General features: G+C 52.7%; 16 protein-coding genes, 3 tRNA genes and 1 pseudogene. 5 read left to right on the top strand and 15 right to left on the bottom strand.

Annotated features, from left to right (window positions below; genetic code table 11):
• Positions 1–97: 97 nt before the first annotated feature.
• A complete protein-coding gene (locus C230_RS0112345; protein WP_018132351.1) occupies positions 98–667 on the bottom strand; it encodes a cob(I)yrinic acid a,c-diamide adenosyltransferase in 570 nt (189 codons plus the stop codon).
• Between the two features lie 29 nt (positions 668–696).
• On the bottom strand, positions 697–2,217 hold the full coding sequence (locus C230_RS0112340) for a cobyric acid synthase (protein ID WP_040393521.1): 1,521 nt from the start codon (positions 2,215–2,217) through the stop codon (positions 697–699).
• A 449-nt stretch (positions 2,218–2,666) separates the two neighbouring features.
• Here C230_RS0112340 and C230_RS0112335 point away from each other — a divergent pair, with 449 nt between their 5' ends.
• Genes C230_RS0112335 through queC form a run of 4 tightly spaced genes read left to right on the top strand, consistent with a single transcriptional unit; the run spans position 2,667 to position 4,825 of the window.
• Entirely contained in the window at positions 2,667–3,035 is a 369-nt protein-coding gene (locus tag C230_RS0112335; RefSeq protein ID WP_018132349.1) for an ATP-binding protein, read from the top strand.
• A 17-nt stretch (positions 3,036–3,052) separates the two neighbouring features.
• Positions 3,053–3,478 (top strand): 6-carboxytetrahydropterin synthase QueD, encoded by a 426-nt coding sequence (gene queD, locus C230_RS0112330; protein WP_018132348.1) that lies wholly within the window; start codon positions 3,053–3,055, stop codon positions 3,476–3,478.
• Positions 3,465–4,121: a radical SAM protein gene (locus C230_RS0112325; protein ID WP_018132347.1), complete on the top strand. Its 657-nt coding sequence runs from the start codon at positions 3,465–3,467 to the stop codon at positions 4,119–4,121. Before queD ends, C230_RS0112325 begins: the two co-directional genes overlap by 14 nt.
• Positions 4,122–4,123: 2 nt before the next feature.
• Positions 4,124–4,825 carry a 7-cyano-7-deazaguanine synthase QueC gene (queC, locus tag C230_RS0112320; RefSeq protein ID WP_018132346.1) on the top strand — a complete coding sequence of 234 codons (702 nt, stop codon included), beginning with the start codon at positions 4,124–4,126 and terminating at the stop codon, positions 4,823–4,825.
• Between the two features lie 216 nt (positions 4,826–5,041).
• On the opposite strand, the gene C230_RS0112315 is transcribed toward queC, so the two are convergent.
• The 10 genes and pseudogenes from C230_RS0112315 to C230_RS0112270 form a co-directional block, all read right to left on the bottom strand.
• Positions 5,042–5,362, bottom strand: a complete 321-nt coding sequence (locus C230_RS0112315; protein WP_018132345.1) for a hypothetical protein — start codon at positions 5,360–5,362, stop codon at positions 5,042–5,044.
• Between the two features lie 691 nt (positions 5,363–6,053).
• A complete protein-coding gene (locus tag C230_RS0112305) occupies positions 6,054–6,749 on the bottom strand; it encodes a hypothetical protein (RefSeq protein WP_018132343.1) in 696 nt (231 codons plus the stop codon).
• 229 nt (positions 6,750–6,978) lie between these two features.
• Positions 6,979–7,318: pseudogene (locus C230_RS22040) on the bottom strand (IS1380 family transposase); the annotation flags it as partial.
• 262 nt (positions 7,319–7,580) lie between these two features.
• On the bottom strand, positions 7,581–8,501 hold the full coding sequence (locus C230_RS0112300) for a glycerophosphodiester phosphodiesterase (protein ID WP_018132342.1): 921 nt from the start codon (positions 8,499–8,501) through the stop codon (positions 7,581–7,583).
• A 57-nt stretch (positions 8,502–8,558) separates the two neighbouring features.
• Positions 8,559–9,902 (bottom strand): UDP-N-acetylmuramate--L-alanine ligase, encoded by a 1,344-nt coding sequence (gene murC, locus C230_RS0112295; protein ID WP_018132341.1) that lies wholly within the window; start codon positions 9,900–9,902, stop codon positions 8,559–8,561.
• Positions 9,903–10,106: 204 nt separating this feature from the next.
• A complete protein-coding gene (gene yfmH, locus C230_RS0112290) occupies positions 10,107–11,396 on the bottom strand; it encodes an EF-P 5-aminopentanol modification-associated protein YfmH (protein WP_018132340.1) in 1,290 nt (429 codons plus the stop codon).
• Positions 11,389–12,675, bottom strand: coding sequence for an EF-P 5-aminopentanol modification-associated protein YfmF (gene yfmF, locus C230_RS0112285; RefSeq protein ID WP_018132339.1), 1,287 nt, complete (start codon positions 12,673–12,675; stop codon positions 11,389–11,391). The genes yfmH and yfmF overlap by 8 nt, the downstream gene beginning before the upstream one ends.
• 135 nt (positions 12,676–12,810) lie before the next feature.
• The gene (locus tag C230_RS0112280) at positions 12,811–13,044 is read right to left on the bottom strand and encodes a hypothetical protein (protein WP_018132338.1); all 234 of its coding nucleotides are present in this window, start codon (positions 13,042–13,044) and stop codon (positions 12,811–12,813) included.
• A gap of 335 nt (positions 13,045–13,379) precedes the next feature.
• On the bottom strand, positions 13,380–13,667 hold the full coding sequence (locus C230_RS0112275) for a hypothetical protein (RefSeq protein ID WP_018132337.1): 288 nt from the start codon (positions 13,665–13,667) through the stop codon (positions 13,380–13,382).
• 95 nt (positions 13,668–13,762) lie between these two features.
• A complete protein-coding gene (locus tag C230_RS0112270; RefSeq protein WP_018132336.1) occupies positions 13,763–14,383 on the bottom strand; it encodes a CAP domain-containing protein in 621 nt (206 codons plus the stop codon).
• Positions 14,384–14,556: 173 nt separating this feature from the next.
• Between C230_RS0112270 and C230_RS0112265 the strand changes: the two genes are divergently transcribed.
• Positions 14,557–15,471 (top strand): selenium metabolism-associated LysR family transcriptional regulator, encoded by a 915-nt coding sequence (locus C230_RS0112265; protein ID WP_018132335.1) that lies wholly within the window; start codon positions 14,557–14,559, stop codon positions 15,469–15,471.
• A 54-nt stretch (positions 15,472–15,525) separates the two neighbouring features.
• On the opposite strand, the gene C230_RS0112260 is transcribed toward C230_RS0112265, so the two are convergent.
• From C230_RS0112260 to C230_RS0112250, 3 genes are all read right to left on the bottom strand, one after another.
• Positions 15,526–15,616: transfer RNA gene (locus tag C230_RS0112260), tRNA-Ser, on the bottom strand.
• A gap of 91 nt (positions 15,617–15,707) precedes the next feature.
• A tRNA-Val gene (locus C230_RS0112255) sits at positions 15,708–15,782 on the bottom strand.
• 36 nt (positions 15,783–15,818) lie between these two features.
• Positions 15,819–15,905 (bottom strand) — tRNA-Leu (locus tag C230_RS0112250).
• Between the last annotated feature and the right edge of the window lie 325 nt (positions 15,906–16,230).

Genomic DNA, 16,230 nt, shown 5'->3' with positions numbered 1-16,230 from the left:
CCCCATCCGCCAAATCGGCGGCAAGGGAGGGGGACTCGTCATCACCGGAACACTGCCGAGGCGCCGGCTCCCCCAGGCGCAGCTTTGGAACTTGCCATCACCGAAACACTTCGCCACCCCGTTTGTATTCCACGTCGCCGACACCTTCCCGGACGTTGGCAGCCCGTGCAGCCACGAAGAAAAAATCGGACAGGCGGTTCAAATAGCGGCGCACTTCTTCATTGATCGGTTCCTGCTCGGCCAGTGTCACCACCCGACGTTCCGCGCGGCGGGCAACCGTACGGCAGACGTGCAACGCGGCAGAGACAGGGGTACCTCCCGGCAGGACAAACCGTTTGATTGGCGGACATTCCGCATCGTACCGGTCGATCCACTGTTCAAGGCGGGTCACCATGTCGGCGGTGATTTTGTACGGGAGCTGCATGCCTTCCGGCGCTTTCACCAGAGCCAGGTCGCTGCCCGCATCAAACAATTCGTGCTGGATTTCCGTCAAATCGTCGATCATCTCTTTGTGTTTCGACCGATCCATCAGGGCGATCGCCTGGCCGACCAATGAGTTCAGTTCATCGACGGTTCCGTACGCTTCCACGCGCACGGAATCTTTTCGCACCCGACCGCCGATGAGGCCGGTCATCCCCTTGTCGCCTGTTCGGGTATAGATTTTCATCTTCCAATCCTCCTTGGCACGAGGCCGAATCATGAGTGTACACTTACAGCTTGTGACTGAAACTCCCGCATCATCGACAACAATTTTTCCACGTCGATCGCCGCCTCGACGATGTCGGCCCACCGGTCGAACGCTTCCTGCCGCCTGCGATGGTTGGAGGTGGTGCGGCCGATCGGCGGCAACCCTTTTTGTTTGCGAATTTCATCGAGGAGAGTTCGGCGCCATTGGTCGTTGTGCAAAATGCCATGCAGATAGGTGCCGATCACCGTGCCGGCGGCGTTGACGGCTCCGTCCTCTTTTTCCCGATCCGCCTGCAGCAAGCGGGCAAACGGCTGCACATTCCCGCGCTGCGACTGCCCCATATGAATTTCGTACCCTTCGACCGCCATCCCCGACAGAGCGGCGGCCGATCCCGGGAGCGGCAGCACAGTGCCCCGCACCTGGACCGTCGTCTTGTTTGGCAAAAATCGGGTGGTCACATCGAGCAGCCCCAAGCCCGCCATTTCCGGCACGTTCGACTCCACCAGATCCGGGTCAAACAGCTTTTTGCCAAGCATTTGGTACCCGCCGCAGATGCCGAGGATTCGCGTATTCGGCCGCAACGCGCGGATCTGCTCGGCCAGCCCTGATGTTTGCAGCCATACCAGATCATCAACCGTATTTTTCGTCCCCGGCAAAATCAGCAAGTCCGGCTGCCCCAGCTGATCGGCAGCCGACACAAAGCGAATCGACACATCGGGCTCAAACCGCAGCGGATCGACATCGGTAAAATTGGAAATGTGCGGCAGCCGAATCACCGCGACGTCGATCTCGTTTGTTTGCGACGGGGCTGATAGCCGGTCGAGCACGACCGAGTCCTCACTTTCGATATACAGGTTACACTGGTAAGGGATGACGCCGAGCACAGAGATGCCCGTCTTTTTTTCCAGCCAATCGAGGCCCGGCTGCAGCAGCTGAACGTCGCCGCGAAACTTGTTGATGACAATCCCCTTCACCCGTTCCCGTTCGTCCGGATCCAGCAACTCCAGCGTCCCGACGATCGAGGCGAACACCCCGCCCCGGTCGATGTCTGCCACCAGCAGCACCGGCGCGTTCGCCAATTTTGCCACTCGCATATTGGCGATGTCGCGGTCTTTCAGGTTGATCTCGGCCGGGCTGCCGGCGCCTTCGATGACGATCATCTCAAAATCGGCTTGCAAGCGGGCGAGTGACTCCTCAATGATCCGCAAACCGGTCGGGATATAGTCCCGCCGATACTCCACCGCCGACATGTCGCCGATCGGCGCTCCCCGCACCACCACCTGCGAGGTCATGTCGCCTTTCGGCTTCAGCAGAATCGGGTTCATGTCGACGGTCGCCCGCACGCCGGCCGCTTCCGCCTGCACGCCTTGCGCCCTCCCGATCTCTTTGCCGTCCTCCGTGACGTAGGAGTTGAGCGCCATATTTTGCGATTTGAAAGGAGCCACCCGAAATCCCCGCCGCGCAAAAATCCGGCAGAGCGCGGTACACAGCAGACTTTTCCCCGCATCGCTGGCCGTTCCCTGCACCATCACGGTCAATGCCAAAAGAAAATCCCCCTTTCACTCGCGAAAAGGGGACGCCATTACCCGATACCCCAGCTCGCGAGGGTCATCTGTCCAGAATGAAACAGGGGTCTGGCTTTCACAGTGGCGCGTCCGCCCGGGAGTTCCACCCGGTTCCCTGGTTGATTCGGTTTACATCCAGTGTACCTGATAATGTGTGGGAACACCACAACATTCGACGTCAGGGAGGATTTTTTATTTTTCACCAGGCCATGTTGACGAAATAAAATGGCCACAACCGTCGATTTTTCAGTGGCCATTTACAACCGAGTGAAATTTGATGGATGCGCTCGTGGCAACAATCATTTGTGCTCAAGGCGTTCTGCTGGGTTTCAATTTCGCTTATGAACGCCGAAAAGTAAATCACTTTGGAGGACATTTTCATAATCTCAAGTTTGACACGATGCCCTACAAGAATGCCCACCGCTCTTGAAGCGGTCATCGAATACAGCAAGGAATTGAAACTGCCCATGATCCGTAAACATATCGAAGAGTATGTCCAGGAGGCGATGCAGCAGGATATAAGTTACGAGGAATTTCTGGCCCACCTGCTGCAGAAGGAATGTGACGCCCGGCGGGAAGCTTCACGGTACAACCGGATTCGCCTGGCGGAATTTACGCATAAGAAATATCTCGAAGATCTGGTCGTTGGTGATTTGCCACAGATGAACAACACTGCACCAACCGGAAGTCGACAGCACACCTGTTTTTGTTTATTATGGAAAATGGATCCCGACACTGGGGCAAGTGGTACTGTGCCGCTGCACCACACGGCACGCCGCTGAGGAAAGGAGGTTCTGCGGTGGACCGGAAGCAACCGTTTCACACGAAGCAAGTCTCGGTGACCAAGATTTTCACGTTCGACTCGGCCCACCGGCTGGACGATTATATCGGAAAATGCGCCAATCTGCACGGCCATACGTATAAACTGGAAGTGGAAGTGAAAGGCCGCACCGATCATCGGGGGATCGTGATCGATTTTACCGATCTGAAGAAAATCGTCAACGAACAGATCATCTCCAAGTACGATCACCAGTTTCTCAACGACCTGCTGCCGTTTCACACGACCGCCGAAAATATGGTCGTCTTTTTCTTTGGGATCATCGACACTTACCTGAAACAGCTGGAAGCGGCTCCGCCAGTTCGGTTGCAGCGCGTCCGCTTGTGGGAAACGCCGACCTGCTATGCGGAGATCACGCGGGAGGATTTCGACCGTGAAAGTGAATGAGATTTTTTTCTCGATTCAGGGGGAATCCAGTTCGATCGGCCTGCCGACCGTGTTCGTCCGGTTTACCGGCTGCAATCTGCGCTGCACCTACTGCGACACCAAATATTCCTACTATGAGGGAGAACCGGATACGCCGGAAGGGATCATGGAAAAGATTCGCTCCTACGGCGTCAAACGGGTCTGTCTGACCGGCGGCGAGCCGCTAATTCAGCCGCGCGAGGAGATGCAGCGGCTGCTCGACCTGCTGGCGGCAGAAGACTACGAAGTGTCGATCGAAACGGACGGATCGATCGACATCTCAAAAATTTGCCTGCACGACCGGCAACGGTTCATCCTCGACATGAAAGTGCCGTCATCCGGCATGTCGGACCGGATGGATTTTGCCAATCTTCGGCGGATCGTGCCGGAACGGGACGAGATCAAGTTTGTCGTCGGCAACCGGGAGGATTATGAGTGGTCGAAACGGCTGATCGCCAACTACGATCTCGACCCGGCGAAAGGGTACCGGTTGATCTTTTCCCCGATTTTCGGGGGTTTGACGTATCGCGAGCTGGTTGAATGGGTCCTGGAGGACCGATTGGACGCCCGCTTCCAGGTGCAATTGCACAAGATCGTTTGGGATCCTCAGCTACGGGGGGTGTGAGCATGCAAGCAAAAAATAAGGCGGTGGTCATCCTGTCCGGCGGCCTGGATTCCACCACCTGCATGGCGGTGGCCCAGGACGGCGGGCTTGAGCTGTGGCCGCTCACCTTTTTTTACGGACAAAAACATTCGATTGAGCTGGAATCAGCAAAGCGGGTGGCCGCCCACTACGGCTGCGGGAACCGCCACTTCATCGCCGATCTGAACGGTCTCATCCGCGGTTCGGCCCTGACGGACGCGGACAAGGACATTCCGGTCGGCCGCACGGAAGCCGAGATGCAGGCGGAAATTCCGTCCACCTACGTACCGGCCCGCAATATCGTGTTTCTGGCGGTGGCGCTTTCCTACGCGGAAGCGATCGGCGCGGAAGCGATTTACATCGGCGTCAACGCGCTGGATTATTCGGGTTACCCGGATTGCCGGCCGGAATTTATCGAGGCGTTTCAGGAAGTGATCAACAAAGGCACGGTGGCGGGCGCGCACGGCGACGGCATCCGCATCGAGGCCCCGCTGCAGCATCTGACGAAAGCGGACATCGTCCGCCTGGCCAGCCGGTTGAACGCGCCTTTGGAACTGACCCATTCCTGCTACCAGGGCACCGACCCGGCCTGCGGCGTCTGCGATTCCTGCCAACTCCGCATCAAAGGGTTCAAGGAAGCGGGCGTGAAAGACCCGGTTGCGTATGCGATCGAGATCGATTGGTAGCCCACTCTCTGTTGTGCACCCGTTGTGCAAGGCGTTGTTCAAGGTGACTGATCCCGCAGGCTGACGATCTTCGGGTTCAACGGGGTCTACCCAAAAACACTGGTGTAGCCCCCTTACCCGCATCCGAAACTAGACACATCCCGACGGTTGATCCTTAGACGAGATGGGTAGTTTTTCATGGGAATCTAAGTAGTGAACTGCATCAGCACCTGTTTATCACTTTTTCGATTGTAATTTAACTATAACTCCCCCTTTTTTGTTCTCTAAATAATGTTCATCGTACAGAAATTCTTTTACTAAATAATTTTGACCATTAATATTTATCTCATCACCCACCTTGTAATCTTTCTTTTTTCCATCTTCGCCTATCACTAGCTCATCAATTTTTCCTGTCATTTTATTCGCTTCAAAACCCCATTTGGTTCCATCCACCGCAATTGCAGGAAGAGTGACTAGAATCTCATTGGGCAAAGAATTTTGTCGGTTACATCCGGTCACGCTAATCGTTAGTAGCAATGTGATAAGAACTTTTTGCATATATACCCCCTTAACGGAACTAAAAGTTGCAAACCTAGTTTATAATTAGATTTATAACTACTACTTTCCTTCTTTCACAGGATGATATTGTCTGACAGGGGGCTTACTAGGTGGCTCTATAACAAAATTATTTTCAACTGCAGGAACAACTGCTGTAAAGTTCGCCTGCTTTTCATTAACGGAACACGCAGGTCATGACGCCATCCAAAGGACGAAATGTGTGTGATCCAGAGCCAAAATTCGAGTACCGAAGGATTAAATTCAAAACAAAATGGAGCCTGGCCTGATACTTGAGGACAGCGTCACGGATTCAGGTGTTTTCCTATTGAGCCAGAAACCGGTTTCAAATCGTTCCCAAGAAGCCGGATCCTTAACGAATGGGGGCAGGAAATTACCGGCCCCCGGATACCGTTTTTGATATGCCTCCCCCTCCGTATCGGTGTCAAACAGGTTGATTATACCGGAGCAGATTGCCAATTCTGTCAGGCCAAACGTATCTCGAATGACCTCTGTTGTCCTGGATAAGCGGGCTATCTATTTCCCACAGCAATAACTATTTTTTTCAACATTTCAATTATATCAGCAAATTGAAAGACATAAATCACTGACGTAATAGCGATCACAACTAGGCTGATTGTTTTCACCCAATCCAAAAAATCCTTATCTATTTGTTTCATAACGCACCTTTTTATTAATAATCGTGACTAACGTCTATCTTTATCGAGCTGTCAGCAGGCCCATACGCACTATCGGATCTTTGGAAATTGCCAAATTCTCTGATATCCATATCCGCCCAAGTACCGTATGATTTCCAAGTTGTTGCGGGTTGAAATTGATCCCCGTTAATATATCCAAAATTCTTATATACCTCCCAACGCCCGTAATCATAAGGCTGAGAACCCATTTCATCAACTATCGGGTTTGAGCTCATGCTGAACTGCAATTGTACATTAAACGGATACCCAAATGTAACTTGATAAGGGCTTGTACTGCTGTCTTTGGGTCCCCATTCGAGGATGTAATCAGTGTCCCAAGGGATGTCGTGGTCTGTCTTCAGCTTTTTACCATACCAACCATTATAACCTTGAATGGTAGTGTAATCTTTAATCAGGAAGAAATCATAGTCGGCAACTGTCTCATCTTTGTTTTGTTCCAAGACCCAATCGGTGAACGTTTTACCAGCTAATAAAGCTTCTTGGCCAAGTCTCTGATAATATGCCGACGCTTCAAATCTATAAGGAGCCGTCGCCACAATGACGTTATTTCCTGCCAAAACTCTATTCTTTTTTATAAAGGTTGTGGGCTTGTTCGCTTTATTGGCTTTGTCAATCACGTAAGAAAGGTTATCCAAGATTTCCCGTAAGAAAAGACCTTCATTTGGTTCCAATTTGCCATTTTCCGATGTTACGGAAATGGACACAACAGACAACTTATGAGGTGAATTCTCGTTAAGAGTATAACCAATAATATCATATTTGTTTTCATCTTCAGTAAGGATTTTGTTAGGGTTTTGTTTTGGCTTCCCTTTTTCTTTGGCAATCTTGTCCTGACCGCCGTGTGTAATCTTTTGCTTATTGCCTTTGCTGTCTGTTACCGTGGTGCTTATCTCATTTAGGCCGATTCAGGGCGACAAGCTGAATCAGATGGCTCCAGGAGAGCTTGCTCAAGAAGCCGCGGAAGGTGCTTTCGTCAGGAAAACGGTCGGATACCGATGATGATCTGGTAACCGGGATCCGACTGTAGCGCATTCATGTGCTGAAAACGCGTGTAACCGAGAACGCACAGTCCAGCAGATGATCGACGAGCGTTCCGGCCCTGTAGATACAGTTGGCTTAAGGTGACGGGTCGCAGCTTCTTCACGATCTTCTTGATCCGACGACGCTCCTGGAGGATTTCGATTCGGCGTTCACGGCGTGTTTTTTGTTCTGGCGCATGGTTCGATGTCTGTGTTACCATGTTGCTAAGGACACTTCCTCTCGTGGTTATTTGTAAGGTTGCTTTAACCATTTGACAAGAGGAATGCAGTGTCCAGTTTTTTCGCAAAAAAATTAACAACTTTTTATGACCAATAAACCTTAATATGACGCGGTTACTTCAGCTTTCGAGCCTGTTACTTTCCGAATCCATGTTCAAGCTACTGTGTACAACTAGATAATATTGTATATAACATCCGTCAGTCAATAAAAAATTCTAACTTAGCTTAAAAAAATTTGCTTCCTTATACTTTCCCGCTTTTCAACACGTCTCGCAACACGTCCGGATAGCCGGTGAACAGGCCGGTCACGCCCCAATCGAGAAGCCGCTTCATGTCTTTTGCGTCGTCCACCGTGTACGGATGGATCAGCAATCCGTGGCGGCGCACTTTTACCACGTAGGCCTGATCGATTTTGCGGTAGTTGGGCCCGACGCCGACCGCATATTGCTTGATCCGGTTCAACTCCGCATCGGTGATCGTTGCTTTGCCCGGTGTTGCCGGATCGTACCACATCAACTGGATCAGCGGAATCGCCGGATTCAGCCGATGAATTTTTTGCAGGCTGTGCGGGCTGAACGACTGGATGATGACGTCCGGCGGACGGCCATCTTGTCCAGTCAGTTTGTATTTGGCCAGAATCCGCAGCAGTTCCTCCTCCATGCCGGGATACAACCCCGGTTCCTTTGTCTCGATATAATAGTGCCCCTCAGGTCCGAATGTCTGCAAAATCTCTTCCAGGGTGGGAACCTGCAACCCGACATAAGTGGGGTTGGCCTTGTCCGGATGTTTCCGATTGAACCAGGACCCCGCGTCCAGCCGTTTGATCTCCGCCAGCGTATGGTCTTTCACGTACCCCGTTCCGTTGGTGGTACGGTCCAGCGTTTCATCGTGCATCGCGACCAGGACGCCGTCTTTTGTCATCTGCAGATCGATTTCAATGTAATCTGCCTTCATCTGGACAGCCTTCTCGTAAGCCGCCAGTGTATGCTCAGGCGCATGACCGGAGGCGCCGCGGTGGGCGATGTTGAGAATCTTGTCCGCAGGCGACAGAAGCGCCGACTGATCCGACTGGGCGGCGAAAGTCTGCGGCGTCGGAGCGCTGATGGCCAGCACCACCACCACCGCCAGAACAGCGCCGGACAGACGTTTGAACCACTGCTTCATCGTTTCATCTCCCCTGCCAAAAACAAAAAACCGATCCGCCAGGATCGGCGTCGGGATTCAGGAAGACATTTTCAGTTTTTCCAGCACTTTTTCCCCTTCTTTGTAGATGTCCCCGGCCCCCATCGTGAGGAACACGTGGTCATCGTCCACCCGGCTCATCTCTTCCAGCCAGTCGATCAGCTTCGCCTTCGGCACGTACGTGACGCGCGGATGGTGTTTTTTCGTTTCTTCCACCAGATCGGAGATGTCGATCAGTTTTTCTTTCTCCCGTTCGGACGCGAAAATGTCGGTCAGCACCACCCAGTCGGCCGCCTGGAACGATTGCGCGAATTCGCTCAGCAGCTTTTTCGTGCGGGTGTAGGTGTGCGGCTGGAAAATCGACACGACGTTCGCGTGCGGATAACTTTCTTTGACGGCATGCAGCGTCACGCGAATTTCCGTCGGATGGTGGGCATAGTCATCAAACACCAGATGCTGGTTGAGCTGCCCCTTCAGCTCCAGCCGCCGTTTCACCCCGACATATCCGGTCAGCGTCCGCTGCATCACGGAAAACGGCACGTTGTAATACAAACCGACCGCGACCATCGCCAACGCGTTTTGAATGTTGTGTTCGCCCAGGAGCGGCGTTGTCATGTCACCCAGATGTTCACCGTGGACGTATACCTTGAACTGGCCGGGCCCTTTCTTCACCGCGTACACGTCGTTTTCCTCCGACAGACCGTACGAGATGACGCGGCAAGGCGCCTGCAGGTTGCGTGCCAGGTTGTCGCCGCAGACGATCAGGGCCCCATCCTCCGGCAGTTTCGCTGCACACTCCTGGAAAGCGTTGAACGTGTCCTGAATGTCCTGGAAGTAATCGGGATGGTCAAAATCGATGTTGGTGACCACCATCACCTTGCCCTCGTAATGCAGGAAGTGCCGTTTGTATTCGCAGGCTTCCACGACCAGTTGGCGGCCTGCCCCGTAACGCGCGTTGTTTTTCAGCGTTTCAATATAAGAGCCGACGACGATCGTCGGATCCAAGCCGGCATTCACCAGGAGCGACCCCACCAGTCCGGTCGTGGTCGTCTTGCCGTGCGTTCCGGTGATCAGAATCGTTTCGTATTCCTTTGTCAGTGCCCCCAGGAGCATCGGATAAGTCAGGATCGGAATCTGCCGTCTGCTCGCTTCCTGCAATTCCACGTGCGCCAGACTGTATGCGGCGGATGCGCATACGATGTCCGCCTGCCGCACATTCTCATGGTGGAACGGCAACACCTCAATACCTGCCTGCTCCAGCAGCTTATCGGTAAAAAAGGTTTCCGTCACGTCGCTTCCCGTGACCTCGTGGCCTTTTAGTTTGAAAATCTGAGCGAGTGAACTCATGCCCGAACCTTTGACACCTGTAAAATGAATCCGCATTCCGTTGTCCTCCACCAATCCTAGAATCATCTGTCCATAGTTTGCCCTGCTTAAACCCAATTTACAAGAGCGATTTCCCCGATATCCTTATGATTTTTGTTTTTTATCAGGGCGAAACCATCTTCTACAGATTTCGGTCAAGGCTCCCGTTTTTCGCCCGTAGGTCCAACCCATATCTATACTATACGGAACAGCAGCCCAGCGCTACCGAGAACTAGGCAGAACAACCGACACCGTCTGCGCCGCCGGTTGAAAATGCTCCGCTATCCGCCGGTTTACCTGCTCGTGCGTCAGTTTCTCCAACACTGTGATCGAATCGAAGAAATCGGCGTCCTTGAACTTGTAGGAAGTGAAGTTGCGGGCGATATAGCGCGGCGAATCGATTCCTTCGAGAAACTTGCCGATCAATTTCTTGCGGCTCATCGCAAACGCGTCCGCCGGAATCCCCTGCCGGCGCACCTTGTCCAACTCCTCGTTGATGATCTCCATCATCCGGTCAGGGTCTTTCGTATTGCCCCCGATCACCGAGAAACCGTATCCGGTCGTCACTTCATACTCCCAACTGAATCCTTTGTCGATCAATCCCTCGTTAAACAGACGGTTAAACAGCTCGGCGCTGCGCGAAAACAGTGCATCGAACCCGACAGCTGTCGCCATCTCCCGCTCCAGCAGCGCCCGGCCGGACACCCCGGGATTCACTTCCTTAAAACCGAACAGGCAGCGCGGGATTGACACGGACAAGCGGGTTTCCACCCTTGGCTTCGCCGCTTCCGCCGGCTCCTGCGGGTATTTGCGGATAATCTCGCCTTGCGGCGAAAACTGTTTGCGTGCCTGATTGTCGGCCACCAGCCGGATGACTTCCTGCGGATTGAAAGGCCCCACCGCAAACAGCAGCATGTTGCTCGGGTGGTAAAATGTCCTGTAGCAGTCCATCAACAATTCCTTCGTGATTTTTCCGATGCTTTCGACCGTCCCGGCGATGTCGATGCGGATCGGATGTTCCTGGAACAGCCCCTGCAACACGCCAAAATAGGAACGCCAGTCCGGATTGTCGTCATACATACGGATTTCCTGGCCGATGATGCCCTTTTCCTTCTCCACGTTCTCGTCCGTCAGGTATGGCCGCTGGACAAAATCAAGCAGGATCTCCAGATTCTCTTTCAGGTGATCGGTGGCAGAAAACAGGTAGGTGGTCATGTCAAACGTGGTGAACGCGTTGGCGGATGCGCCATATTTTGCAAAATCGCGAAAGACATCGCCGTCTTCCTCCTCAAACATTTTGTGTTCGAGAAAATGGGCAATCCCGTCCGGCACAACGATCTGCTGATTTTGGCCCGGCACCACAAACTCGCGATCGATCGATCCGTATTTGGTGGAAAATGTGGCAAACGCCTGTTGAAACTCCGGTTTCGGCAGGATGTAGACCTCTAGTCCGTTGTCCAACTGCTCGTAATACAATGTTTCCTGCAATTGGTCGTATCGAATTTCACGCATGGGCCGCCACCTCTTTCTTGTCGCGCAAAAAATACACCGTATCCAACTGCACCTGGTTTGCGATCTGCACAACCTCTTGTTTTGTCACCTGTTGGACAAGCCGGATCAGTTCCTCGACCGTCCGCTGCCGGCCGGACACGAGACCGCCGGTGTGGATGTCGACCAAATTCTCCGGTGAATCGAGAATGGTACGGAACGAGTTGATCAGGCCGTTTTTCGTGAACTCCAGTTCCGTGTCGGTGATGTTTCCGTTTTTCATCTCTTCCAGCTGCTTTTTGATGATCTCCAGCGCTTTCTCATAGTTTTCGATCTGGATGCCCGATTGGATGTAGAGGATTCCTTTGTAGGATTCAAGTCGGCTGGACGCGTAATAGGCGAGCGACGCTTTTTCCCGTACATTGACGAACAGCTTCGAGTGCGGAAAACCGCCGAGAACTCCGTTGTACATCAACAAAGCGGGATATGTATCGTCCGCATGGGTGACTTTCGTGCGCAGGCCGATGTTCAATTTTCCCTGGTTGACATCCAGCCGCTCCACGATCTCTTTCACCTGCTGCGGCCGCACGTCCGTTTGCGTCGGCAACAGTTCGGTTCTGGGCGTCCGGGTCTGCGGAAAATACTTCTGCACGAGAGCGATCACCTGTTCCGGCTGCACATTTCCCACCACATACACGTGCATCGGCGCCGTCTGCACAAGCTCCTGGTAAACGGAAAACAGATTTTTCCCGTCGATCCCAGCCAGGTCCGACTTGCGGCCGAGTTTCGGGATCGAAAACCGTTCGCCTTTTGTCATTTCCTCAAGACAGCGTTCGGCCGCATAGACGATTTTGTCGTCGAGCAGCGAGTCGATCCGTTTCGCGTGCTGCTCTTTTTCCTTTTCCACAAAATCAGGCTTGAAACCGCCCGCTTCCTGCACCGGCTGAAACAGGACTTCCGCCAGCAGGGAAAATCCATTTTCCAACAGCGGCTCCGCTTGCTTGAGGTACGTTTCGTTGGCGATCTTGAACAGGAATTCGACGATCTGCCGTTCTCCTTTCTTCGAGACCGTTCCGGCCAGCGTCGCCCCGTACAGATCGGACAGCGCCAACTGGATCGACTCGGCGGTCGGATGCTGCTGCGAACCGCGTAGCAATACATGCGGCAGCATCGCCTGTGAGGTCACTTTCGCTGCCTCCAGATCGGTATGAAATGTGACAACGATTGTATTCAGCTTGAATTTGGAAGTCGGCAGCACATGTACATGAATACCGTTCTGCAGTTCTGAAACAAAATTCAGCAACTTGCACACCGTCCCCTTAAAGGTGATCGAACCAGCACAATTTTAGTATGGTCATATGTATGCAGGAAAATCAATCCACACGCCAAAATTTGAAAGACCCTGCTCAAACTGGAGACAGGGCCCGGTTGTTTGCCTTTATCCGCGGCGCAGCTGGCTTCTCACAGCCGCTTGCGCAATATCGAAATCCATGCGGGTGATTATCGTCGATTCACGAATCCAATTTTGCACTTCCCGACTCATCGTTGGAGATACATATTTCGGAGCGCCGTATTTTTCCACCAGTTCCTTTTTGGTCAGGTGATGCTTTGCCATGCAATGATAGTTGGTGAGGATCTCCATCAGTTCGCCACATACCGGACACTGAAACATCGTTCATTCCTCCTAACGGCCTTCCGTGACAAGCGGCCTGAAATAAAAGGTAGTCCCGCCAGTATCTCCATATAGAGTTTTCCTTTTTTCAGTCTACTTTTAAAAGTGAAAAACTGCAAGGGACTCTGGATGGAATTTACAGCCAATGTTCGTTTCCCCCCTCCGCTTTGTAGGCCTTTGGACACGCATCCGGAGTCCCTTCCCTTTGGTAGTACGCTATGCCGCTGCCGTTTGATTCATTCATAACCCGTACCGCAGAAAATGAAACAAAAAGAACGAACATTGCGAGGGAAGGGGAGTGCACCCCTGCGCGCAATGTTCGTCCTGGCAGACGCTCATTTTTTCAGTTTTTGCAGCAGATCGACCAGATATTTCAGGAAGATGCCCAGCGCCCCGGCGTAATAAGCGATCTGCAGTAGCCAGCCGGTCGGATCCATCGGCATCATGTAGGCAATCACCAACAGCGGCAGTACGCTGTACAGGATGCCCGATTTGAGGAAATTGGTGAATGTGCCCAGATCAAACGATCCCCCTATGAATGCCCGGATGACGCCCAGCAACACATTCAGACCGATCGCCGCCAACACCAGCCAAAGAGCGTACAGCAAGAGTCCGGATACCATCGTTTGTTCCTCCCCTTGTTTGATACAAGCATCGTTTGGTATCAATTTATGAAGGAAGGGAGGAATGTTCGATAGGCATTCGCGGATTTTTCCGCTTAGCGCATGATGAACTCCTGCGACCAGTAGATACGCATGCTGCCGCCGAATGCGACGCCGCAACCGATTTCGGTGTAGGCGGGGTTCATAATGTTGCGCCGATGCCCCGGCGAAGCGAGCCACGCTTTCACCACTTCTTCCGGCGTTGGCTGTCCCGCAGCAATATTTTCTCCGGCCGCCCGGTACGGAATTCCGTATGCGCGCATCATATCAAACGGCGACCCGTACGTGGGGCTTTGATGGGAAAAGTATCCGCGATCCCGCATATCCTCCGATTTGTGGCGGGCCATTCGCGACAGCTCCCAATTCGACCTCAGCGGTTTCAACCCTTGCGCCGTCCGCGCCTGGTTGGTCAGCTGGATGACGCGCTGTTCAAAACTTTTCACTTTCGGATCGAGCCGCGGGATCAGCAACCGCTGGCCGGGATAGATCAGATCCGGATTTTTCAGCCTGTTTTGTCCGATTATGTCGTCCATGCCAACCTCAAACCGCTGAGCGATCCGCCAGACAGTGTCCCCCGGTTGGACGGTGTACGGAAAGGGCGCCTGTTCGGCGAACACCGGTTGTCCGGTGAACAGCGCGGACAGGACGACCAGCACAGCCGCGATCCATCGCTTCATCGAATGACCTCCTCCAATTTTGTTGAAGACTCTTTTCGTACATATTGTTGTACTGACATATGCCCGAAAACTATGGTAAATTTAGGTCAAGGAACAGCAACAAACTTTGCAAAAAAAGCGTATCCCAATCGGGTACAATGGAAGCAAGTACTCGGAGGAATCGGGGTGTTCCCTTGCAGTTTCAACTGTTGGTGTTTGTCACCGTCGTCGAGAAAAAAAATTTCTCGCGCGCGGCGGAAGCGCTTAATCTGACGCAGCCGGCCGTTTCGCAACAGATCCATTCACTGGAAGAATATTACGGCGTGAAATTGTTCGAACGCAGCAGCAAAAAAGTGGAAATGACACAAGCGGGAGAAATCCTCTATGACTATGCGGTGCAGATCCTGCAATTGCACCAGGAAGCCCGGCAGGCGATCAACAATCTGATGGGACTTGTGACAGGCAAACTGATCATCGGGGCGTCGCTGACGATCGGCGAGTATGTGCTTCCGCGGCTGCTGTCCGTGTTTACGCGGCAGTTTTCGAATGTGGAAGTCGCAGTGTCGATCGGCAACACGGAAGTGATTGCCGACAACACGCTGAACAACCGGATCGATGTGGGACTGGTGGAAGGACCGGTCAACCCGGCGAATCTGATCATCACCCCATTTTTGCAGGATGAAATGGTGCTGATCGTGCCCGCTTCCCACCGACTCGCGTCGGGCAAAGAGATCGAAACGGCCGAATTGGCCGATGAAACGTTTATTATTCGGGAAGCCGGCTCGGGCACCCGGTTTGTCGTTGAGGAAGTGTTCCGCAAACTGGAGTTTCAACCGAAGCGGGAAATTCAGTTTGGTTCGACGCAAGCGATCAAGGAAGCGGTGGAAGCCGGACTCGGCGTCTCATTCATCTCGAAATGGAGTATCCAAAAGGAGTTAAGGCTGGGGACTTTGTCCGTCGTGCGAGTACGCGGTCATTCGTTTACCAGGGAGTTTTCGGTGATCTGGAAAAAAGGGCAGTTTCAGTCGCGAGCAATGAAAGAATTCGTCAATCTCACCCTGTCTTCCAATTTTCATTCGTCTCTGGAAGTGGCAACGCCCTCTGCATGAGGGTCCGGACCATCAAAAAAAGCCTTACCCAATCAGGCAAGGCCTTTTTACAGCTGGCGGAGAGGGTGGGATTCGAACCCACGAGACGGTTTCCCGCCTACACGATTTCGAGTCGTGCTCCTTCGACCAGCTCGGACACCTCTCCAGAACCACCCCAGAAAGTGACAGAAATGCTACTGGATTTCACTCCGGGTACTTTCTGGGAACTCCGAAAAAAATCGGAGGCATGTTATGTTTGGTGCGGCTAATAGGAATCGAACCTATGGCCCCCACCGTGTCAAGGTGGTGCTCTCCCTCTGAGCTATAGCCGCATATTCTTGTCAGTCGGGACCTTCATGCATCGTCGATGGTGCGGTCGAGAGGACTTGAACCTCCACGAGCTTGCGCCCACAAGAACCTGAATCTTGCGCGTCTGCCAATTCCGCCACGACCGCATAAACTTGTGACAAGTTATATCATACTGCCGGCTTCCGGCAAGCGCAAGTGTGACGCTTGAACAAAACCGGTCGAATCGATTGTTTTTCTGATTTTTTCTGGCTCATGGCCGGTTTCTCTAGGGTTTGCAGCAGATCCCGTGCAACTCGGAATAAAATACCGTTGACATGAATAAATATTCAAACTAAAATACAAGTAACCTAAGATTTCTTAGGTGACCCACCTTCGTTTGGTTCAGAAAAAGAGGCGCTTCCCCAAAGCGCCTCTTTTTCTGTGTGCATAATCAGTGTTGCAATAACCAAAAATAACCGTGCCAAACAGACC

Source organism: Effusibacillus pohliae DSM 22757 (assembly GCF_000376225.1).
GTDB classification, from domain to species: Bacteria; Bacillota; Bacilli; order Tumebacillales; family Effusibacillaceae; genus Effusibacillus; species Effusibacillus pohliae.
The sequence above is the reverse complement of the archived record's forward strand: the minus strand, read 5'-3'. Positions and strand labels throughout refer to the sequence as shown.

Coding starts and splice junctions, on each gene's coding strand:
- C230_RS0112345 (WP_018132351.1), bottom strand. CDS start 667: ATGAAAATCTATACCCGAACAGGCGACAAGGGGATGACCGGCCTCATC.
- C230_RS0112340 (WP_040393521.1), bottom strand. CDS start 2,217: ATGGTGCAGGGAACGGCCAGCGATGCGGGGAAAAGTCTGCTGTGTACC.
- C230_RS0112335 (WP_018132349.1), top strand. CDS start 2,667: ATGCCCACCGCTCTTGAAGCGGTCATCGAATACAGCAAGGAATTGAAA.
- queC (WP_018132346.1), top strand. CDS start 4,124: ATGCAAGCAAAAAATAAGGCGGTGGTCATCCTGTCCGGCGGCCTGGAT.
- C230_RS0112315 (WP_018132345.1), bottom strand. CDS start 5,362: ATGCAAAAAGTTCTTATCACATTGCTACTAACGATTAGCGTGACCGGA.
- C230_RS0112300 (WP_018132342.1), bottom strand. CDS start 8,501: ATGAAGCAGTGGTTCAAACGTCTGTCCGGCGCTGTTCTGGCGGTGGTG.
- murC (WP_018132341.1), bottom strand. CDS start 9,902: ATGCGGATTCATTTTACAGGTGTCAAAGGTTCGGGCATGAGTTCACTC.
- yfmH (WP_018132340.1), bottom strand. CDS start 11,396: ATGCGTGAAATTCGATACGACCAATTGCAGGAAACATTGTATTACGAG.
- C230_RS0112280 (WP_018132338.1), bottom strand. CDS start 13,044: ATGTTTCAGTGTCCGGTATGTGGCGAACTGATGGAGATCCTCACCAAC.
- C230_RS0112275 (WP_018132337.1), bottom strand. CDS start 13,667: ATGGTATCCGGACTCTTGCTGTACGCTCTTTGGCTGGTGTTGGCGGCG.
- C230_RS0112270 (WP_018132336.1), bottom strand. CDS start 14,383: ATGAAGCGATGGATCGCGGCTGTGCTGGTCGTCCTGTCCGCGCTGTTC.